The sequence below is a fragment of the Lentzea rhizosphaerae genome, assembly GCF_042649515.1.
GTDB classification, from domain to species: Bacteria; Actinomycetota; Actinomycetes; order Mycobacteriales; family Pseudonocardiaceae; genus Lentzea; species Lentzea aerocolonigenes.
The window spans coordinates 62,807-81,706 of sequence record NZ_JBHRZI010000037.1; the positions used below are offsets into that span (position 1 = coordinate 62,807).

Consider the following 18,900-nt stretch of genomic DNA (forward strand, 5'->3'; position numbering starts at 1 on the left):
ACCTTCTCGACTCCAACCGTGAATTCTCGGCGGCTCAGGGGTTGCCGGAGAGTGCTTTCCGGGCTTCACTCAAGTGTTGTGCCGTGATCCCGGTGCGCGGATCGACGTGCACGAGCGCGGTGGTCAGCTGCCGTCGCTTGTGGACGAACTCCTGCCTGCGCGCGGCGTGGAGCCCGAAGTCGTCGTCGAACCAGACCAGCGGCCGCTCGTAGGCGTACCTGGCCACGGCCGGGTACTTCCAGCCGTGCTCGTCGTGGAACTCGACCACCTTGAGCGCGGACAGGCCTATCCGCGACCCGATCTCGGCGTTCGCCCGGTGCATCCACGTGGTGACCCACGCGAGCTCGGCGTTCACATCCTCGGCCAGCCGTCTCAACTGGTCACCGTGCTCCGGATCGAGCCAGATGCGGAGCTTCCGCCGCCAGCCGACCTTGACGTCGAACGGCCGGTAGTTAGGCGGCTTCGGCTTCGCGGCCCACGGGTTGAGCGGGCCGTCGACGTCGATCAGTACGAGTGGACGCATCCGTCCAGCATTCCCCCAAACCTTCAACGCCATGAGACGTCTCGCGCTGCTCCTCCTGCTGTGCTCAGCGCTGGCGGGGTGCGGCGCGACCGATGACCTGGCGGTTCTGAGGGCTCGTCTGGCAGACGCGGGCTACGCGGACGTCGTCGACAGCGATCAAAACGTGAGCGCACCAGTCCCGCATTCCCTAACCTCAACGCCATGAGACGTGTCGCGCCGCTCCTCCTGCTGTGCTTGGCGCTGGCGGGTTGCGGCCTGATCGGCGACCTGGCGAGCCTGCAGGCCCGTCTCACGGACGCGGGCTACACCAACGTCTCGACGGACCACTCGTCGATCAACGGCACCGACCGTCTGGAAGTGACGGCGAGCTCGGACGACCCGGCGAAGACCGTCGAGCAGATCGCCGAAATCGTCTGGGACAGCTACCCGCAGCACGTCGACCAGGTGTCCATCGCGTTGAACGAGACCTACGAGGTCTACACCGCGGACGCCCTGCGCGAGGCGTTCGGTGAGCGGCTCGTGGCGGAGAAGCCCGACGACGACGCCGACGTCGGGCGAACGATCGTGACCTGGCTGATCGTGGCGGCCGTGGTGTTCCTGCTGTTCGTGGCCGGGCTGGTCGTGCTGATCGTGTTCCTGGTGCGCAGGTCGAACCGGCGCAGGGCGCAGCAGCAGCCGTACTACCCGCCGCCACCGCCGGGATGGCCGCCGGCCGCCTAGTCGAAAACGCTCACCTGTGTTCGTGTAGTAGGCATGTTCACCGACGACGAGATCGCCTACCTGCGCGAGCAACCCCTGGCCCGCCTCGCGACGATCAACGAGGACGGCCACCCCGACGTGGTCCCCGTCGCGTTCGAGTACGACGGCACGCACTTCTGGGTGGGCGGCGTGGGCGAGCAGGTCCTGCGCACCCGCAAGTTCCGCAACATCACCGCCGGCCGCCGCCAGGTCTCGCTGGTGGTCGACGACCTGGTCTCGCTCAGCCCGTTCGTCGCTCGGGCCATCCGCGTCTACGGCACCGCGGACGACCCGGTCGACCGCGTCGGGCTCGTCGGGCCCGGCCTCTACTGCCGGATCACGCCCACCAGGTCCTGGGCGTGGAACATGGCGGGCGAACCCGCGGGTGAGAGGTGGTACGAGCCCCGCCGGTCATGAAGCGCGCCGGGCCGAGCACACGGCCGAGCCACCCCACCGCGCGCCGTAGAGCAGGCCCGGCAGCAGGCGCCGGAACCGCACGTGGATCTCGCCGGCCCGGTCCACCGCGTGCTGGTTTCCGCTCGGCTCGGTGTCGGACCGTTGCAGCACGCCGTCGAACGTCCGCACGAAGCGCTTGCGGTCGTGCTCGAAACGCACGCGCAGGTCGAACACCTCGCACGGCCGTTCGGGCACGTGCAGCACGCACGGGTGCATTGCGTCGCGGTTGAGCAGCCGATACCTCACCGCGAAGTCGTAGGTCTCGCCGCGCGCCAGCGGTTCGGCGGGAACCAGGGTGAAGCCGGGGCGTTCCAGCGGAGAACCCCGGTCCTGCAACGTGCCGCCGTAGAGCAGGTGCACGTCGACGTCCCTCCTGCGCACCGGGAACACCGACGAGAACTCCAGCGAGTCCACCCCGTCCTCGTCGACAACGACCTGGTAGCGCTCCAGCACCTCCGGCTGCCCCTGATCCAGTGCCACGGCGACGCTGAGCTCCGCGGTGTGCCAGCCGCCGTCGTCGCGCCGGGAGGTCGTGACGGCGAGCTCGGCCAGCTGGTCGACCGCCTCGTCGACGCGGCGGCGCACGGTGCGGGCGTCGCGGTCGATCATCGCCGCCACCCAGCCGACGCGTTCCTGGTAGAGCGGGTGCCGCACGTCCGGGATGAGGCCGAACGCCGCCCGTGCCGCGAGCTGGAGGTCCTCGGGGAGCTGTTCGACCAGTTCGGTCAGCCTGGTGACGAGCTTCTGCCTCGCCGCGGCCGGTCCGTCGGCCCTGGTGATCCCGCACGCCGCGGCGAGGCCCGCACCGACCTTGTCGACGATCCGCCCCGCGTGCACGCCCCGTCCCTTGCGCAGTGTCTTCAGCTCGCGAACCAGGTTCGTCGTCATCTCCGCTCTCCTCCCCTTGTGTGCTGACGTGCGGCGGAGGCAGGTTGCGGCGGGCGTGTGGACGAGAAGTGGACACGCCGTGGATCGCTCAGACGTGCTCCGGACGCAGGGCAGTCCGCGCCACCGAAGAGGCGAGTGCGATCCCCAGCCGCACCCCGTCACACCCCAGGAAGACCCGCGAGGTGCCGATGCGGTCGAGCGCAGGCTGGTCGACGGCGCCGAGCCCGAACGCGATCATCTCCGGGCACGAGGCCGACGCGGTGAGCCGCGCCAGCGCGAGCGGCCAGGCCGGATCGGTCGCCCTGCCGTCGGAGACGAAGAACAGCACGGGCCGCCGCACCAGCAACCGCTGCGCCTTCAGACCGTGCACGTCCCGCTCGACGGTGTCGTGCACCAGAGTGAACGCGGAACCGAAGTCAGACCCTGATTCCTGGCGGGGTGTAATGGTTTCGGCTGGAGCGAGCGCCGGCCGCAACGGCTGCACGACGTGCGATCTCTCCGCGAAAACGACCACGCAGAGCCGAATCTGGGCCGACCCGCGCCGATCAGCGTGCACGGCACCGCGGAACTCCCGCATCCCGGCGTTCACCTCGCCGAGGTGGTCGGTCATCGAGAACGACACGTCGCACACCACGTAACAGGGCAACACATCGGACACCATCCGTCTCCCCCTCACCACCAAGCGTGACGCGGGCAACCGTTACCGGATCGCGTTGATCAAACGTGGACAAAAAGATGATTTCCTGACACGCCAACGGACCCTTGCGCGACATTCCACCCAGACACCAGTCGGACGGCTAGGAGGACGGCGTGGAATTCCGGATGCTCGGTCCGCTGGAGGCGTGGCACGAACACACCTCCGTTCCGTTGGGGGACCAGCAGCAACGCTTCATCCTCGTCGTACTCCTCTTGCACGCGAACAAACCCGTGTCACCCGAACGGCTCACCGAGACGGTGTGGCCGAAGAACCCCGACCGCCGAAGTCTCGTCCGGAGTTACATCAAGCGGCTCCGCACGGCGTTCGAGCCCACCGACGCCTCGATCGACACCACACCCACGGGCTACGTGCTGCGCGTCGACGAAGAGCAGATCGACACCGTGCGCTTCGACCGGCTGCGGGCGGAAGCCGCGCAGGCGGTGCAGGACAACGACCAGCGCAGGGCGATAGACCTCCTGCGCGAAGCGGTCGCGTTGCGGCGAGGACGGTTCCTGGAGGACATCGACATCGACCGCGTCGGCGGCGCCGAGGTGATCCCTCCGGAGGAGAGCTACGACGACGCGCTCGGTGACCTGGCCGAACTGGAGCTGGTCGTCGGCGACTACCGGTCCGCCCGGGATCGGATGCGCCGCGCGGTCCGCACCGCACCGGACAACCAGAAGTACTCCGAGCTGCTGATGCGCGCGCTGATCGCGTGTGGCGACCGCGTCGGCGCCGTCCGCGTGTTCGACGCCGCGGCCGAGGCACTCGCCGACTTCGGCATCGAGCCGGGAACAGTGCTGCGCAACCTCGCCGAACGCGCTCGGCGAGGCGAGCCGGTCAGTTCCCTTCCGTCGCGTCCCCGCGCGTTCACGGGCCGAACGACCGAACTCGGTGAGATCGAGTCAGCAGCGGCCTCGACGGGCGAACGGCGCGCGATCTGGATCAGCGGCGCGCCCGGAATCGGGAAGTCCGGGCTGGCCGTCGAAGCCGCCCACCGGCTCCGGAGCCGATTCCCGGACGGGCAGATCTTGTTGCGGCTCAACGGGTTCACTCCCAACGTGGCCGAGATGTCGATCTCGGACGCGCTCACCCAGCTGCTCGTCGAGCAGGGTGTGCCCGCGGAGCAGATCCCGGACACCGTGGGCCGCAAGGCCACGCTGTTCCAGTCCCGGCTCTACGGCACCAGAACGCTGGTGGTGCTGGACAACGCCGCCTCCCCCGAGCAGGTCAGGCCGTTGCTCCCGGAAGCGGAGGGCTGCTTCGCGATCGTGACGAGCAGGCACATGGGCGAGCCGGACATCAGCGCGCACCTGCGCCTGTCCCCGCTGCCTCCCGACGACGCGCTGACGATGTTCCAGACGCTCACCGACCCGTTCCGGATCCGCGGCCGGTCAGCCGATGTGGCCGGGCTGGTCAAGCGGTGCGGCTACCTGCCCATGCCGATCAACGTCGCCGCCGCGTTGTTCCGCCGGCACGACAGGTGGTCGCTCGATCACCTGCTCGGCCTGATGGACGAGAACGGGCCGTGGCAGGAGGACGGCACCGCCGCCGTCCGCGCGTCCTACCTGCAGCTCGACGAGGAGCTCCAGCACGTCTTCCGCCTGTTCGGCCACCTGCCCGGCCCGGACGTCGACATCGTCGCCGCGGCCGCGCTCGTCGGCCGTGACGTCGCCGCCACCCGCAAGCTGCTCTACGACCTGCACGAGGTCTGCCTGCTGGAAGAGGTCGGCCTCGACCGCTATCAGATGCTGGACTCCGTCAAGGAGTTCGCCGCCGCGGAACCGCCGTCTCCCGGCGCGTTGGCACGCTTGCTCGACTTCTACCTCGTGACCCTGGCCAACGCGGTGCGCGTCGCGTACCCGTTCGACCTCACCATCCTGCCGTCGGTGGACCGCGAGAGCCCGCTCGGTCTGCGGTTCACGCACGCGGACGAGGCGCTCAAGTGGATCAACGCCGAACGGGACAACCTGATGGCCGCCATCAGGCACTCGGGAGGAGATCACGGGTGGCGGCTGGCCGCGTTGATCTGGCGGCACTTCAACACCGCCAACCGGTTCGCGGACTGGATCGACGCCGTCAAGTCCGTGCGCACGGACGACGACCACAGCCAGGCGCACGTGCTGCAACGGTTGTCCACCGCGAACGACAGGCTCGGCAAGCACGCGGAGGGACGTGACTTCGCCGAGCAGGCACTGGCGAGGTGGGCGCGGCTCGGTGACGTGGCGGGCGAGGCGGCGGCGCGGTGCGCACTCGCGATGTCCGCCATGCAGCTCGGTTCGCACGAGGTCGCGATGAGGCACTTCGAGGCCGCGCTGGCGAAGTACGAGCAGTGCGGGGACCTCCGCGGCCGGGCACACGCGTTGAGCATGCTCGGCTATCTCAACGAACAGCACCGCAGGTTCGACGTCGCACTGCGCCAGCACGACGACGCCGTGCCGATCCTGCGGGAGATCGGTCACCTGCAAGGACTCGCGCACGCGCTGAACAACCGCGGCGCGAACCGGCAGCACCTCGGGATGTTCGACGAGGCGATCCCCGACCACCTGGAGGCGCACGAGATCGCGGTCGAGATCGGCGACGCCTGCGTGTCCGCCTACGCGTTGACCAACATCGCCGACGCCCACCGGCTCGCGGGCAGGTTCAAGGCGGCGTTGCACCACCACGACCTCGCGACGAAGGCGGCCACCGGGCTGGCCGACGCGGAGCTGCAGGCGCGGTTGCTGCACGACCGCGCGGCCACCGTGCGCGACAACGGTGACCTGCACGCCGCGCTGCGTCTCTACCAGTCGTTGCTGGACGTGGCGAGCGGCACCGGCAACCTCACCCACCGCTCGCACGGCGAAATCGGGGTGGCGCGGACGATGCACGCACTCGGCTGGCACGCCGAGGCCGTGCCGCACTGGAACGCGGCCGAGGCGGCGTTCCGCGAGCTCGGTCAGCCGGAGGCCGAGGAGGTGCGGGACGAACGCGCGGCGCTGGCGTGCGCGTGCGGTCAGCGGTGAGTCAGCAGGCGTTTCAGGTCCGGGTAGACCACCACGACCGCACGGTGGTTGTGCCACCTGCCCAGCGTTCGGGCGAGCTGCCGCAGGTCGGTCCGCACCGTCGCGGAGTCGACGTGCGCGGCGTCGTCCAACGTCTGGGCGAGCGTGCGGCAGCTCTCGTCGACCTCGCCTGACAACGCGTGCGCCAGCGACCGCCGCGTGCCGAAGCGAGCCCTGGTGCGGCGGGAGTTCGCCGGTACCAGGGCGAGCTGCCGGTCCAGCACGGCCGCGGCCTCGGCGTTGAGGCCGAGATCGGACATCGCCCATCCCCTGGCCAGCTCCAGCGGATCGGGTGCGCTCGACCCGAGCGGCGGATACGGGCTGTCGGTCGTGGCGGACTCCATCAGGTGCACCGCACGGTCGAAAGCGCTTTCCGCGGCGTACCGGTCGCCCGCGAGCGCGTGTCCCTGCGCTTCACGCCGTGCGGCCAGCGCGAGGACTCGGGCACCGGCGCTGCCGATCCACTGCGTCTGCTGGGCGAGGTTGATCGTGGCGGAGGCGTCCTGCCGGTAGAGCGCGAGGCCCGCCTCCCGCACGAACGCGTAGCTCGCGATGTCCGGATCGCCTGCCGCGCGGGAGAGTTCGGAAGCGTGCCTCGTCCACCACAGCGCGCCGTGGGCGTCACCGGCCTCCTGGCACATCCAGCCGGTGTACTCGGCGATGCGCGCGGCGAGCCGGAGCAGCCGCGTGCCGACCGGCCCACTGTTCTCCCGCGCCATGCCGTGCACCGTGTGCTGCAAGGCTTTCAACGGTTCGAGCGTCAGCATCGGACTGGTGTGCAGGCCCAGGTTCTTCAGGTTCTCGAACGAGGTGCGCATCCCGGCGAGCACCTGTTCGTCCGGCACCGGCCGCTGCCCCGAGCCCGCGAACGCCCCGACGCCGAGCATCGTCCCCGCCACCAGCACCTGCCGCCGGCCGAGCCCCGCGCCCTGCTGCGCCGCGGCCTCGACCAGCCGCCCGCCGACGTCCAGGACGCCGTCGCACAGCCGCGCCACCACCGGGGTCGGCGGTTTGAGGTCGTTCTCGATCTTGCTGAGATAACCCTTGCTGTAGTGGATCAGCTTCGCCAGCTGCCCCATCGACAACCCCGCGGCGACGCGGTGCTGACGCAGCAGCTCACCAAAAGTTTCGGACACGATTGCCTCCCGCTCCGGCGTGCGCCGAGTACACCATCTCCAACACCGGCACCGCAATCGCCCCGGCCGTTTCGAAAAATGACCGGGGCGCATTTGCGGCTAGCTCACCCGTGCCACGGGTTGCCGCCGCCGTCCTGCGTCTGCGTGGTGGTCGTGGTGGTGGCAGGCGGGTTCTCGTCCGCGCTGGCCGTGCCACCACCGGAAACAGCGGCTGCGACGGCGAGAGCGGTCACCAGCGTGGTCGCGCCGGCGATGAAAGAGGACACGATTTTGGACATGGCGAATCCTCCGAAGGGAATCGGATTTGATTTCTGGATTTCGCCCGCTTCCTGCGGGCTCCCTTCGAGGATTCATCTTCAAAAACGGCCGAACCAGGTGTTTCCCGTTGCCCACCGCAGTGGTCAACACGTCCACTCCTCATCCACTTCTGGTCAACACCGGGAGCGGATGCTGCGCGCACCCGGCCGCCGGCCGGGAGTCAACAGGGAGGTTTGGAGTGACCGAATCCGCGACCTACGACATCGCCGTGTCGTTCGCCGAGGACCAGCGCGCCGTGGCCGGCGAGGTCGTCGAGGCGTGCCGGCAGCGCGGCCTCACCGTGCTGGAGAACAACGACGAACCGGACGCGCAGGTGCGCTTCCTCGTGCCGTTCGTGTCCACTGTGGACGAACTCGTGGCGCAGGACGGCGACGAGCACGTGCTGCCGGTGCTGACGGGCGAGGTCCCCGCGTCGTCACCGCGTCCCTACCTGCGTGCGGACGAGGGCCTGGTGGACGTCCTGGTGAGCCGGGTGGAGGCGGCGGAGACCGCGGGCAGAGACCGGGTGTCCGTCGCCGAGGTGACGACCGTGCCGGAAGAGCCCGCGCAGGCCCCGTTGCGCGCTCTGGCCGAACAGTTCGCCGCCGCGTCGCCCGAGCTCGCCAAGCGCGGCCTCGCCGGCACCGTGCACCTGGGCGACACGACCGTCGCCGTGCGCGTCGAACGGGAGAACGACACCGTCTACGCGCTGGAAGTCCACCGCGGTGGCGACGAGACCGTGAACTTCGTGGTCCTCGGCGGCTCCACCGAGCTGTTCCCCACGCTGTGCCAACGCATCGAGGACATGCTGTCCACGACCGCGTGACGCGAAAAGGGCGGTGCCCCCCTGGAGGGGACACCGCCCTTTCTCACCGCCTGGCCCTCTCGACCACTTCCTCCAGCCGCAACGGACTGGGCGGGTGGTGGCTCAGGCACAGCGGCGCCAGCATCCGCCGGAACCCGAACGTGTCCCCGGTGACGTAGAACTGCCCGCGCTCCAACCGCGAGATGTCCGCGATCGAACTCCCCTTGGCCCGCGCCATGTCCGTGGCCGCGGCGATCTGCGCAGGACTGTTCAACCGCCCGAAGAACTGCGTGGTCGCGTTACCGGTGACCTGGTTGTGCACACCCTTCGGCGCCTGTGTGGCGAGCAACAACCCCAACCCGTACTTGCGGGCCTGCGACGCCAGCAGGATCGTGGTCTGCGTGCTCGCCGTGACCCCACCGGACGGCGCGATCGTCTGAGCCTCGTCCATCACCATGAGCCCGCCGAGCGGCCGGTCCGCCGCGGGGTTGCGCTTGATCCACGCGAACACCTCCAGCTGCAACTGGCTGATGAACCCCTGCCGCTGCTCATCCGACGGCAACCCGACAAAACTGATCACCGACACCCGAGCCCGCTTCCCCTCCGACGGCCGGAGCAACACCCCGGGATCCGTCGGTTCCCCCTGCCCGGCAAGCAGAGGGTCGTTGACCATCGCGGCCCTCAAGGTCTCCGCGAGATCAGCCGCCGTGGCCGCCGCCGACGTCAACTTGCTGACGCCCTCCGGCAACTCCGCCAGCAGATCCACGAACCCGTTGAGATCCCGCCGATCCTCCCGCGCGTAGTGCTTCAACGCCTCCTTGAGCACAGCCCGCCCCCGAACAGCGAACTTCGTCCCGTTGGCGATCCGCGCATGAGGCACCAACCGCGCCACCGCGGCCTCAATCGCCGCAACGAACTCGTCCTCGTCCCCCCGCACCTCGGCAAAATCGGGCAACGGGTGAAACGTGAGCGGCCGCCCGCTAGCCCGTCCAGGCGTCCACACGACGACCTCGGTACCGGCCAGGTACTCCGCGGCAGACTCCTGGTCCCCCGCCCGCCACTCCCCCGGCGGCTCGGGCCAGGCGTCCCCGAGCCGCGCCAGGTCGTTGTTGGGATCGAGCACGATCGCCGAGACCCCGCGCAGCGCACACTCCTCGACGATCCTGCGCAGCAACACCGTCTTCCCGCTGCCGGAGCCCGCGAACACGATGGCGTGCTTGCGCAACGACTCGAGCTCGATGCGGATCTCGCCGTCCATCCCGAGCACGATCGCGTCGGAGTCCGCCACAGGTTTCGCCTGCGGCCGCTGCGGCTTCGGTTGCGGAGTTTCCGGCTTCGGCGGCGGGCGCGTCTCCTGGTGGCTCACCGCCGTTCGTTCCTGGCCCGGCAGCACCGATCGCAGAAACGTGCTGCTGCTGGCGGGTTTCCGTGCCACCAGCCAGGCGAGCAGCTGGTGCGTCTGAACCGCGGAGATCTCCTTGAGCGCGCTGAACGTCCTCAGGTCGTCGTCCGTGATGTCGACGCACCGGCCACCCGCGCTCTCGAGGTCGGCCACCAGCCTTTGTGTCACCGCGCCCGTCCAGCCCTTGGGCCCGTTGCGAACGATGATCAGGTGACGGCCCCGGCCACCGTGCGAGCCTTCTGCCGCAGCGCGGGCGTCGCGCAACTTGCGGAGCACTCGGTTGCCGTGGCTGCTCGCGATGAACCTCAGACCCCAGCGCTCCTGGGTGTCCAGTTCCTCGTTGACGGTGAGCCGGAGCCCGGCGTGGAGTCGCATGTCGTCGGAGCTCGGCTCCGGGTGCCACTTCAGCTCGTCGTTGCCGACCTCGGTGATCCAGGACTTGAGCCCGGCCAGGAGCAGGGCCGGCAGGACCTCGTCCTCGTTGGCCGGCCTGACCTCCGCGGCGGCGATCTCGGCAGTCCGCTTCAGGTGCTCGAACCTGGTGTCGAGCTCTGACATGTAGTCCGGCTCGGGCCCGGCCGACACAGGTGTCGCCACCACGTCGGAGGGCAGTGGCTCGTTGAACGAACCGAGTTCCCTGATCTCGCCGTACAAACAGGCTTCCGCGTGCTGGTGCACACGCTTGAGCAGCTGCCGGGGCGTGCGGTTCGCCCAGTTCCCGGGATCGAACGCGCTCGGCGCCACCGGCCACGTCGGATGCGGTGGAGTGATGCCGTTGCGCTGGTAGATCACCCCCAGCCACTTCTCGACCAGTTTCCTGCCGATCTCCGGATCGGCTATCGCAGCCAGGATCGGCGTCGTGGTGAACCGGTCTTCGACGGTGTCGCTCGCGATCGACTTCAGCATCAACCACGTGTCGATCAGGCAGGCCACCACTGTGATCGTGCGCCTCGTCGTCTCGCGGAGCTGCATCAAGCCGTCTGAGATGTCCGCGATCTCCTGCACCAGCTCAGGGTTCGTCACCCTCTCGCCGACCTCGTCCTGCCCCTTGTTGACCAGAGTGTCGAGCTGGTCGACTGCGATGACGCAAGGACCTGTCATGGCGAGAACACGAGAAATGTCACGCACCAGGGCTCGGGACGGGATCGCCTCTGCGGGCAAGCCCCAGCGACGGCGTTCCTCCCCGGTGTCGTCGACCCCCTTGAGATAGGACCGGCCGATGTCGGAGTGCTCCGAGGCGTACAGCACCAACGCCCGGATGGTGTCACCGCACTCAACGGCGATGCGACTGTCCACTTTGCGCAGTCCAGAGACGAAGGTGCGGAGGTGTTCAGGTGTCAGAGCTGCTTCACCCACAACAGCCGCAGCGACCTCCGGGGGCGAGTCGGCACCCAGGCACAGCTGCCGCAGGAGCACCGTGAGCTGAAGCTCGCCTTCGTCATTGGCACGACGCAGTTCACTGCGCATCGCGTCGGCGACGTCGTCCCAGAACGCGATGCCGGACGTGAGCTCGACCAGGAAGAAGTAGCCGCCCTGTTGCTGAACCATCCGACGCACCGAGCCCAGCAAATGCGTCTTGCCGACGCCCTTCTCACCCTGCAGCACGAGACCGCCGACACTCGGACCGATGCTGTCCCTCGCGTCGGCGATACCGGCCCGGAGGCGGTGCTCGGCCCTGGTGTGCAGGCCGTCGATGTGGAACGGGGAGGCGTGCCAGACGTCGTCAGGTGTCTCAGCGGAGTTGAACCGCACGACCGCAAGCGCCTCACGCAGTTGTTCGGTCATGATTCCTCGATCGCCATCAGGTGCTTGTCCTCGCCGCCGATCCGGATCGCGGACGCGTGGTCCTCGTCGGTCAGCACCTTGCGGTTCGAGCTGGGCACCAGGTGCGCGTAGCCGGTCTTCACCATCTTCAGCAGGGTCTCGTCCACGTCTTCGCGGTCCGCGCCGTCGAGCCGCGGGCGGATCTTCGCGAGCCGGACCCAGTCCTGGTAGCCGTCACCGAGTTCCAGGTACACCTGACGGATCAGCTCCTCCAGGCCGCGCGAGCGGATCGCCTCGGCGAGCAGGCCACGTTCGCGCAGGAAGGGAACCATGCGCCGCAACAGTTCCTGATTCACCCGCGCCTGCGGCCCCACGCGCGAAGGCAGCTCGCTCTCGACCAGGTGGGTCATGCACCAGTCGATACCGCGGTCGGTGATCTTGTGGATGTACCGCCGCCCCTCCTTCGACGACTCGAGGAGCTTGTCGCGGTTCAGCGCGTCGCGGTCCCTGGGCAGCAACGTGATCTTGTAGTTGTCCTTCAGCTCCACGTTGGGCACGTCCCTGTTGGCCAGCATCACGGCCATCAGTGCCGACTTGGCGCTGCTTGCGTACTTCTCCGGCATCACGCCGCCCTTTCAGTTCGTCAACGCGGTGATTCGTCGCTCGATCCGGGCGAGCAGGGCGCTCACCTCGGTGCGCAGCCGCTCCGGTACTGCCACGCCGGTTCCGTTGCGGTGCGGCTTGCCGAGCAGCAACAGGTCTGCCGACCGGTCGCGCAGCAGGTCCATGTCGCCGTCGTCGAGCGCACCGGCCATGCCGCGCACCGTGTCCTCGACGAGCACGAACCTCCCGGGATACGGCAGCTGGTCAGGCAACTCGCGCAGGGCGGTTTCGGCGTCCCTCAACGCCTCCTGGTCCGGTTCGGCTTCGGGCGCGGGGGTCGCCTTGATCAGGTCGTGCAGCTCCCGTGCCACCCGGACGGGGCGAACGCCCGGATCGAACTCCAGGTGCCGCAGGTTGCGCAGGAAGCCGGGCAGCAGCTCTCGGTCCGTGCCTCGGGTCAACAGGCAGAACATCTGCCGTTGAGCCCCGTCCGGGCCCAGTGTTCGCCGGACGAACCGTTCCGCCTCGGTGAGCTGCCACCGGCTCAGTTCGCCGGCCACCACCAGGCACAGGTGCTCGGCAGCGTCTCCTGCCTGGTCGAGGATCTCCGGGTCACCCGAGACCGACCGGTCGGCCTTGATCCCGAGCAGCCGCAGTTCGGTGATCAGCTCGGTTCCGGTGCGCCACTGCTTGCGAGGGCTCGACACGAGCAGGTCCAGGTCGAACTTCCGCCGGCGCGACCGTGCCGCCGCCACGTAGGCGTCGCGGTTGTCGGCCAGCAGGTCCGTGCGGTCGAACTGCTGCGCGATCACCGCGGCGACCGTCTCCAGCGCGAACGAGATCTGGTCCGGTGACGGGGGCCGCTCCACCACGACCGGGAGCAGTTCGCCGAAGCTCCAGTAGGAGATGTAGGGCACTGTCAGGTGCCGCAGCATCTGTTCGGACGTAACGCCTTTGACCATCCAGTTGCGGAACAACGGCGCGACGACGCCCGCACACTTCTGCTGCCACTCCTCGGCCCTTTCGTACTCCATCCGGTTGTCGAGCCGGGACAACACCGGCATGACCTGGTGCCGTGGACGGTCGTAGGGCAGCCGATCCCTGGCCTGGTCCGCGAGATGGGCGATGTCGACGACTTCGTTGAGGTTCTGGTCGTTCGCGGTGAACACGACCACGAGCCGATCGGGCAGCTGGGCGGTGCAGATGCGTGCCACGTCCGAGACACCGGTTCTGCTGTCGATCAGCACGAAGTCGTACTTGGCGATCCACTCGGCCCGGCGCTCTTCGAGGAACTCGGCGAACCCGGCTGCGTACAGGTCCTCCCAGTCGATCTCCTGCAACCGATCCGCGTAGGAGGCGTCCAGCCTGCCGTCCACGACCTTGCCCGCGGCCAGCAGGTCGAGGACCCCACCTTCCACGTCGACGCGAACCGTGTGCGAGCTGGGGAACTCAATTTTCTGGACGAACTCGTGTGCGAGATCGACCACACCACCCGCGGGCATCCCGGAAAGGTGCGGACGGAAGTACAGGTGAAGGCCCGGTGCCTCCAGGTCCCAATCGACCGCGAGCACCCGATATCCCCAGCGCGCGAGCAGAACGGCCGTGTTGGCCAAGGTGAAGCTGCGCCCGACACCGCCTTTGTAGGAGTAGAACGTGATCACGGTTCCGGACATCGGCTGAACCTCGGCAGGGGTGGACGTGGGGTGACGATCGGCTCGGGACGTTCGACGATCGGCCAGTCCGGCCGCCAGTCAGGCACCTGGTGCACCAGCTCGACCAGGTCACGCGCCAGCTGTTTCACTTCTTTGTGGAAGTGGATGTAGTCGACGGTCTGCTGATAAACAGGGTCGGGGTGTGCATATTCCTTGAAGTCGTGCCATTTGCGCATCCGCTCCTCGATCGGGAAGTTCTCCGAGTCCGAATAGAGGATGGGATAGATCAGCCCCTGGGAGCTCTGGCTGCTCGCCAGTCCGAGCATGTCCTCCCGCGCCCGCATGCTGTACAGCTCCGCCATGCACCAGCCGGACGTGAAGTAGTGCGGCGTCATCACCTGGATCATGATCTTGCTGTGTCGCAGCGAAGTCTGCAGGTTGTGCGACCACTCGACGGCGCGCGGCATGAAGCGGTCCATGTAGACCTTGGGCGTGGGCGCGCACTCGTCGGCGAGACACTCGACGAGTTTGTTGTAGAAGTGGTTCAGCAGCCATTTCTGGACACTGCCCTGACGGCTGTAGCTGATGAAGAAATCGAACTGGTAGCCGGACACAGCGCACAACGGTAGATGCGCCACCCACGTCGATAAAAGACAAAAAAGTGGGCATTTTCGGCCGTTCCGACCAATAACTGGACAAAAACTGGGCCGTTGCCGCCAGCGACCGCGAACAGCAAGAAGCCCCCGACCAGATTTGATCGAGGGCTTCTCGGGTGAGTGGACGATACTGGGATTGAACCAGTGACCCCTACCGTGTCAAGGTAGTGCTCTCCCGCTGAGCTAATCGTCCGAGCGGATGACGAGACTCGAACTCGCGACCCTCACCTTGGCAAGGTGATGCGCTACCAACTGCGCTACATCCGCGTGCCCCTCAGGTTTCCCTTGCGGGTTTCCCGTGGTGCGAGAGGAACTTTATCCGACGGTCCCCCGAAGTTCCAAATCGGCTGATCTTGAGCGTGGCGAGGGCGCCGGCAGGCCCCGGAACGACAGCAGGGCCAGGTGCGTTGTGCACCTGGCCCTGCTGGTGATCCGAGTGGACGATACTGGGATTGAACCAGTGACCCCTACCGTGTCAAGGTAGTGCTCTCCCGCTGAGCTAATCGTCCGAGGCGGAGACGGGAATCGAACCCGTGTACAGGGCTTTGCAGGCCCTTGCCTAAGCCACTCGGCCACTCCGCCAGGAGCATGAGTCCACAGCCAACTATCCACTGAGGACCCACAGAGCGGATGACGAGACTCGAACTCGCGACCCTCACCTTGGCAAGGTGATGCGCTACCAACTGCGCTACATCCGCGTACATCACTGACTTCGTGATGTTGAAACAAACCTTATACGAGGGGTTCAAGCGGGTTTCACCGGGGGTACCCGCACCACCTTCGCGGGCCCCCTACCTCGGATGATTCAGCTCAGGTCGTTCGAGATGAGGTGCGTGAGCGCCTCGTCGACGTTGACCCAGAGGTGCTCGTTGCCCGGCACGACGACGTCGTAGGTCCGGTCGAGGAAGTCTGCGAGTTCCTGGGCCGACGCCTCGAACATGGCGTGCCCGGAAGGCGAGCTCAGCTCGATCACGACGACCTCGGGGTCGTCGGCGGCGGGGCGGATCCGGACGTCTCCGTCGCCGGCGTCGGCGATGAGACCGTCGGCGAGCAGGTCGCGGGCGAACACCCACTCGACCCAACCGGCGCGGCCGGTGCGGAACGCGGCGACGACCGCGTACGGGTCCTTCGTGTCGTATCGCAGCTCCACCTGAACCGGGACCGCGGGGGTCCTCGGCGCCAGCAGGTCGAAGACCGCTGTCGAGCGGAGCGTCACGTGATCGTTGCGCATCGTCGTTACCCTCTTCTCCCTTCCCGGTCAATGAAACGACCGAGCACCTCAGTTGTGACGTGCATGTGGCGAGGAACGCTCGCAATTCGGGCGCAGATCACCCCATCGGGTCAGCATGATTGCGCACGGCGACCGTTTGCACGCGCTCTGTGCCCTCCTCGCTCTTAGCCCGCGTACAGCGACCCCCATCTTGCTGGGTCTAACCTGAACCCGGTACCGGCTGTTGCGCGAATGTTGGACGTGAGGACATCTCTGGTGGCTGACTCGCCCGGTCCACCCGCCGCGTCACGCGACGGCCGGCCGACCGACTTCGAGCTCGTGCAGAGGCTCGCACAAGGCGACCGGTCAGCGTTCGGTGAGCTGTACGACAGGTACGGCACACCATCCTATTCGCTGGCCAGACGCATCTGCGTGGACCCGGAACTGGCCGAGGACGTCGTCCAGGAAGCCTTCCTCGCGCTCTGGCGGCACCCCGCCAGGTTCGACCCCACCCGCGGAAGCTTCGGCACCTGGCTGATGACCCTGGTGCACCACCGCGCGGTGGACGCCGTACGCAAGGAGAACACCCAGCGCCGCCGGACTGTTCCCCTGACCGACGACGTCTCACCCCCGGTCGAGGGCTCCGAGCACGAAGCGCTGGTGAGCGTGGTGAGCGCCGAGGTCAGGGCGGCCCTGCACACGTTGCCAGAGGAGCAGCGGCAGGTCATCGCCCTCGCCTACCTGGGCGGCTACACGCAGTGCGAGGTGGCGAAGCTGACCGGCGTGCCGCTGGGGACTGTGAAATCGCGCACGTTCGCCGCGATCAGACGCCTGAGAGGCACGTTGGGCAACTTGTGGGCCGGCGAGACCGGCGAGACGACAGGAGCAAACCGGTGAACGGCGAGTTGTGCCCTCACGAGGAGCTCGCCGTCGGCTGGGCGATGCACTCCCTGGAGCCGGACGAGGAAGCGGTGGTCCGCGACCACCTGCCGACCTGCCCCGCGTGCCAGCGCACCGTGCGGTCGACGCAGGAGGTGCTCGCGGGCATCGGCGGCGCCGTCCGCCAGGAACAGCCACCACCCCGCCTGCGCGCGAGGCTGATGGAACAGATCGAGCACATCCCCCAGGAAATCCCACCCCAGCCCACCCCGCGCCACGCGGCCCCGACTCCCCTGCGGCGCCCGCAACACAGCCGCCGCACGGGCCGAGTCCTGCTGGCCGCCGCCGCGGCACTGGCCGTCCTGGCCGGAGGCGGCTACCTGGGCGTGCGCGTGAACCAACTGTCCAGCGAGGTAGCGGCCGCCCAGGCCCGCACGAACGACCTGAACAAGGCCCTCTCCCTCGCCGCCGACCCGGCCACGAACAGGGCGGTCCTGCGCACAGGCTCAGGCGAGGAGGCGGCCGTAGTCCTGTCGAGCCCCACCTCGGGCGCCGTCGTGCCGATGAACCTCGAGCCGAACGACCCGAGTCACGTTTACGTGGTTTGGGGTGCAAGTACGAAAGCGCCGGTACCGTTGGCGGTGTTCGACGTGCCCGCAGGCTCGACCACCCCGCAACTGCTGAGCTGGTCGGCCGACGCGCACAAGCACACGACCTTCGCGGTATCACTGGAACCAGGCCGCCAGGCCCCTCAGAAACCCTCAGAGGTGCTGGCAGGGGGCCAGGTTGCACCCGCCTGAGTCCCAACAGGATGATCGACACATGACGAAGCCCGACACGAAGCCCGACGAGCACAAGGGCTGGCGCCACTGGTTCCACCGGAACCCGGCGCTGAACCTCGCCTACCGCATCGGCGTGGGCGTGATCGGCGGCCTGGTCCTGGTCGGCGGCATCATCATGATCCCGTACCCCGGCCCAGGCTGGCTGGTGGTCTTCGCAGGCCTCGCAATCCTCGCCACGGAGTTCGAGTGGGCGGGCCGAGTCCTGAAGTTCGCCAAGCGCTACTACGACCGCTGGGTCGAGTGGCTCAAGCGCCAGCCGGCCTGGGTCCGAGGCCTGGTGATGGCCGGCGTCTGCGCCATCGTCCTGGTCACCTGCTACTTCCTGAACGTGTTCGCGCTGGTCGGCGGCTGGTTCGGCGTCGAGTGGAGCTGGTTGCAGAGCCCGATTTTTGGTTCTCGTTGATGATGTTGTAAGCTATGGCCACACCGCGAGAGCGGGACAGCAAGACAACAGAACACGGGCGTTTAGCTCAGCGGGAGAGCGCTTCGTTCACACCGAAGAGGTCACTGGTTCGATCCCAGTATCGCCCATCCAACCCGAAAGCCTCTGACCTGCGAAGGTCGGGGGCTTTCGGGTTTCTCGGGCCGGTGCAGAGCCGTCGTTCCAGGGCCTCGGTAGTAAAAGTGGTGGTAAACCGGCGTAGTTCCATGTCACGCCAACCCCTTCTGCGAGCGCGGCTTGAACAGACCAATCACTGCCTCGGCGGCGTCGCGATCAAGGTCTTCGACGTCCCCCGTGTAGGTGTCGAGGGTGAACGCCACCGTCGCGTGTCCCAGGCGAGAGCTGACAATCTTCGGGTGCACACCGGTTCGCAGGGAGATCGTCGCGTAGGTGTGCCGGACGTCGTGGAACCGAATCTTCGGCAGCCCCAGGAAGTCCACCAGCCGGTTGAACTCCTCGGTGACGGTGTCCGGGTGGATCGGCCGACCGTCCTCCCAGCAGAACGCCAACCCGTGGTCCTGATAGGCGTCGCCCCAGTCTTTCTTGTACTGCTCAATCTGTTGGAAGTGCACGACCATCACACCGGTGGTAAAGCTGTCCAGCGCCATCGACCGGCGGCTCTTCTGGCTCTTACCTGAGCCCTTCACCACCTTTCCGCCGGCGATGACTCGTGTGGTGAAGCCCATGCGGACAATCTTCTTCAACAGATCGAAGGCCGCGATCTCCACACCGCACAGCTCCGAGCGGCGAACTGTCAAGTACCGGGTTTGATGGAGACTGGATTAGTTGGTTTCCAGGGATGCGGTGACCGGATGGGTCATCGCGTGCAGTGCTTCGTACTCGGCGGGCGGCACGTGCCCGAGTTC

18 protein-coding genes and 6 tRNA genes are annotated in these 18,900 nt (G+C 67.7%); 8 read left to right on the top strand and 16 right to left on the bottom strand.

The annotated features are described in order from the left end of the window. Nucleotides 1–34: 34 nt before the first annotated feature. On the bottom strand, nt 35–523 hold the full coding sequence (locus ACFOWZ_RS39535; RefSeq protein WP_382379091.1) for an HAD domain-containing protein: 489 nt from the start codon (nt 521–523) through the stop codon (nt 35–37). Between the two features lie 201 nt (nt 524–724). Between ACFOWZ_RS39535 and ACFOWZ_RS39540 the strand changes: the two genes are divergently transcribed. Both ACFOWZ_RS39540 and ACFOWZ_RS39545 read left to right on the top strand, forming a co-directional pair. Next, nucleotides 725–1,243 carry a hypothetical protein gene (locus ACFOWZ_RS39540; RefSeq protein WP_382379093.1) on the top strand — a complete coding sequence of 173 codons (519 nt, stop codon included), beginning with the start codon at nt 725–727 and terminating at the stop codon, nt 1,241–1,243. 33 nt (nt 1,244–1,276) lie between these two features. Continuing rightward, nucleotides 1,277–1,678, top strand: a complete 402-nt coding sequence (locus ACFOWZ_RS39545; protein WP_382379095.1) for a PPOX class F420-dependent oxidoreductase — start codon at nt 1,277–1,279, stop codon at nt 1,676–1,678. Here the strand turns inward: ACFOWZ_RS39545 and ACFOWZ_RS39550 are convergent. Both ACFOWZ_RS39550 and ACFOWZ_RS39555 read right to left on the bottom strand, forming a co-directional pair. After that, nucleotides 1,673–2,605 carry a hypothetical protein gene (locus ACFOWZ_RS39550; RefSeq protein WP_382379096.1) on the bottom strand — a complete coding sequence of 311 codons (933 nt, stop codon included), beginning with the start codon at nt 2,603–2,605 and terminating at the stop codon, nt 1,673–1,675. The genes ACFOWZ_RS39545 and ACFOWZ_RS39550 overlap by 6 nt on opposite strands. An 88-nt stretch (nt 2,606–2,693) precedes the next feature. Further along, on the bottom strand, nt 2,694–3,266 hold the full coding sequence (locus ACFOWZ_RS39555) for a vWA domain-containing protein (protein ID WP_382379097.1): 573 nt from the start codon (nt 3,264–3,266) through the stop codon (nt 2,694–2,696). Nucleotides 3,267–3,415: 149 nt separating this feature from the next. Between ACFOWZ_RS39555 and ACFOWZ_RS39560 the strand changes: the two genes are divergently transcribed. Then, a complete protein-coding gene (locus ACFOWZ_RS39560) occupies nt 3,416–6,307 on the top strand; it encodes an AfsR/SARP family transcriptional regulator (protein WP_382379098.1) in 2,892 nt (963 codons plus the stop codon). On the opposite strand, the gene ACFOWZ_RS39565 is transcribed toward ACFOWZ_RS39560, so the two are convergent. Together ACFOWZ_RS39565 and ACFOWZ_RS39570 are read right to left on the bottom strand one after the other, a co-directional pair. Next, nucleotides 6,298–7,482, bottom strand: a complete 1,185-nt coding sequence (locus ACFOWZ_RS39565; RefSeq protein ID WP_382379099.1) for a helix-turn-helix domain-containing protein — start codon at nt 7,480–7,482, stop codon at nt 6,298–6,300. The genes ACFOWZ_RS39560 and ACFOWZ_RS39565 overlap by 10 nt on opposite strands. A 104-nt stretch (nt 7,483–7,586) precedes the next feature. Beyond that, a complete protein-coding gene (locus ACFOWZ_RS39570) occupies nt 7,587–7,760 on the bottom strand; it encodes a hypothetical protein (protein ID WP_382379100.1) in 174 nt (57 codons plus the stop codon). 218 nt (nt 7,761–7,978) lie between these two features. Between ACFOWZ_RS39570 and ACFOWZ_RS39575 the strand changes: the two genes are divergently transcribed. Continuing rightward, the gene (locus ACFOWZ_RS39575; RefSeq protein WP_382379101.1) at nt 7,979–8,605 is read left to right on the top strand and encodes a hypothetical protein; all 627 of its coding nucleotides are present in this window, start codon (nt 7,979–7,981) and stop codon (nt 8,603–8,605) included. Nucleotides 8,606–8,648: 43 nt separating this feature from the next. Here ACFOWZ_RS39575 and ACFOWZ_RS39580 read toward each other — a convergent pair whose 3' ends face one another. The 10 genes from ACFOWZ_RS39580 to ACFOWZ_RS39625 form a co-directional block, all read right to left on the bottom strand. Further along, on the bottom strand, nt 8,649–11,771 hold the full coding sequence (locus ACFOWZ_RS39580; RefSeq protein ID WP_382379102.1) for an ATP-binding protein: 3,123 nt from the start codon (nt 11,769–11,771) through the stop codon (nt 8,649–8,651). Beyond that, nucleotides 11,768–12,373 (bottom strand): hypothetical protein, encoded by a 606-nt coding sequence (locus ACFOWZ_RS39585; protein WP_382379103.1) that lies wholly within the window; start codon nt 12,371–12,373, stop codon nt 11,768–11,770. Before ACFOWZ_RS39585 ends, ACFOWZ_RS39580 begins: the two co-directional genes overlap by 4 nt. 12 nt (nt 12,374–12,385) lie before the next feature. Beyond that, nucleotides 12,386–14,026, bottom strand: a complete 1,641-nt coding sequence (locus tag ACFOWZ_RS39590) for a KGGVGR-motif variant AAA ATPase (protein WP_382379104.1) — start codon at nt 14,024–14,026, stop codon at nt 12,386–12,388. Then, nucleotides 14,011–14,619, bottom strand: coding sequence for a TIR domain-containing protein (locus ACFOWZ_RS39595; protein ID WP_382379105.1), 609 nt, complete (start codon nt 14,617–14,619; stop codon nt 14,011–14,013). Before ACFOWZ_RS39595 ends, ACFOWZ_RS39590 begins: the two co-directional genes overlap by 16 nt. Nucleotides 14,620–14,782: 163 nt before the next feature. Continuing rightward, nucleotides 14,783–14,854, bottom strand: a tRNA-Val gene (locus ACFOWZ_RS39600). Between the two features lies 1 nt (nt 14,855). Further along, nucleotides 14,856–14,928, bottom strand: a tRNA-Gly gene (locus ACFOWZ_RS39605). Between the two features lie 170 nt (nt 14,929–15,098). After that, nucleotides 15,099–15,170: transfer RNA gene (locus tag ACFOWZ_RS39610), tRNA-Val, on the bottom strand. A gap of 1 nt (nt 15,171) precedes the next feature. After that, a tRNA-Cys gene (locus tag ACFOWZ_RS39615) sits at nt 15,172–15,243 on the bottom strand. A gap of 43 nt (nt 15,244–15,286) precedes the next feature. After that, nucleotides 15,287–15,359, bottom strand: a tRNA-Gly gene (locus ACFOWZ_RS39620). A gap of 107 nt (nt 15,360–15,466) precedes the next feature. Beyond that, nucleotides 15,467–15,892 carry an SsgA family sporulation/cell division regulator gene (locus ACFOWZ_RS39625; protein ID WP_030466274.1) on the bottom strand — a complete coding sequence of 142 codons (426 nt, stop codon included), beginning with the start codon at nt 15,890–15,892 and terminating at the stop codon, nt 15,467–15,469. A gap of 255 nt (nt 15,893–16,147) precedes the next feature. Here ACFOWZ_RS39625 and ACFOWZ_RS39630 point away from each other — a divergent pair, with 255 nt between their 5' ends. The 4 genes from ACFOWZ_RS39630 (at nt 16,148) to ACFOWZ_RS39645 (ending at nt 18,123) form a co-directional block, all read left to right on the top strand. Next, entirely contained in the window at nt 16,148–16,768 is a 621-nt protein-coding gene (locus ACFOWZ_RS39630) for an RNA polymerase sigma factor (protein WP_236703752.1), read from the top strand. Further along, nucleotides 16,765–17,550, top strand: coding sequence for an anti-sigma factor (locus ACFOWZ_RS39635; protein ID WP_382379106.1), 786 nt, complete (start codon nt 16,765–16,767; stop codon nt 17,548–17,550). The genes ACFOWZ_RS39630 and ACFOWZ_RS39635 overlap by 4 nt, the downstream gene beginning before the upstream one ends. A gap of 22 nt (nt 17,551–17,572) precedes the next feature. Beyond that, nucleotides 17,573–17,995, top strand: coding sequence for a TIGR02611 family protein (locus ACFOWZ_RS39640; RefSeq protein ID WP_382379107.1), 423 nt, complete (start codon nt 17,573–17,575; stop codon nt 17,993–17,995). A 56-nt stretch (nt 17,996–18,051) separates the two neighbouring features. After that, a tRNA-Val gene (locus ACFOWZ_RS39645) sits at nt 18,052–18,123 on the top strand. A 120-nt stretch (nt 18,124–18,243) separates the two neighbouring features. Here ACFOWZ_RS39645 and ACFOWZ_RS39650 read toward each other — a convergent pair. Then, nucleotides 18,244–18,792: a tyrosine-type recombinase/integrase gene (locus ACFOWZ_RS39650; RefSeq protein WP_382379108.1), complete on the bottom strand. Its 549-nt coding sequence runs from the start codon at nt 18,790–18,792 to the stop codon at nt 18,244–18,246. Nucleotides 18,793–18,900: the final 108 nt, after the last annotated feature.

Excerpts from the sequence above, each read along its gene's own strand:
- ACFOWZ_RS39625 (WP_030466274.1), bottom strand. The coding sequence starts at position 15,892 with ATGCGCAACGATCACGTGACGCTCCGCTCGACAGCGGTCTTCGACCTG.
- ACFOWZ_RS39590 (WP_382379104.1), bottom strand. The coding sequence starts at position 14,026 with ATGTCCGGAACCGTGATCACGTTCTACTCCTACAAAGGCGGTGTCGGG.
- ACFOWZ_RS39580 (WP_382379102.1), bottom strand. The coding sequence starts at position 11,771 with ATGACCGAACAACTGCGTGAGGCGCTTGCGGTCGTGCGGTTCAACTCC.
- ACFOWZ_RS39550 (WP_382379096.1), bottom strand. The coding sequence starts at position 2,605 with ATGACGACGAACCTGGTTCGCGAGCTGAAGACACTGCGCAAGGGACGG.
- ACFOWZ_RS39545 (WP_382379095.1), top strand. The coding sequence starts at position 1,277 with ATGTTCACCGACGACGAGATCGCCTACCTGCGCGAGCAACCCCTGGCC.
- ACFOWZ_RS39570 (WP_382379100.1), bottom strand. The coding sequence starts at position 7,760 with ATGTCCAAAATCGTGTCCTCTTTCATCGCCGGCGCGACCACGCTGGTG.
- ACFOWZ_RS39640 (WP_382379107.1), top strand. The coding sequence starts at position 17,573 with ATGACGAAGCCCGACACGAAGCCCGACGAGCACAAGGGCTGGCGCCAC.
- ACFOWZ_RS39540 (WP_382379093.1), top strand. The coding sequence starts at position 725 with ATGAGACGTGTCGCGCCGCTCCTCCTGCTGTGCTTGGCGCTGGCGGGT.
- ACFOWZ_RS39555 (WP_382379097.1), bottom strand. The coding sequence starts at position 3,266 with ATGGTGTCCGATGTGTTGCCCTGTTACGTGGTGTGCGACGTGTCGTTC.
- ACFOWZ_RS39535 (WP_382379091.1), bottom strand. The coding sequence starts at position 523 with ATGCGTCCACTCGTACTGATCGACGTCGACGGCCCGCTCAACCCGTGG.
- ACFOWZ_RS39585 (WP_382379103.1), bottom strand. The coding sequence starts at position 12,373 with ATGCCGGAGAAGTACGCAAGCAGCGCCAAGTCGGCACTGATGGCCGTG.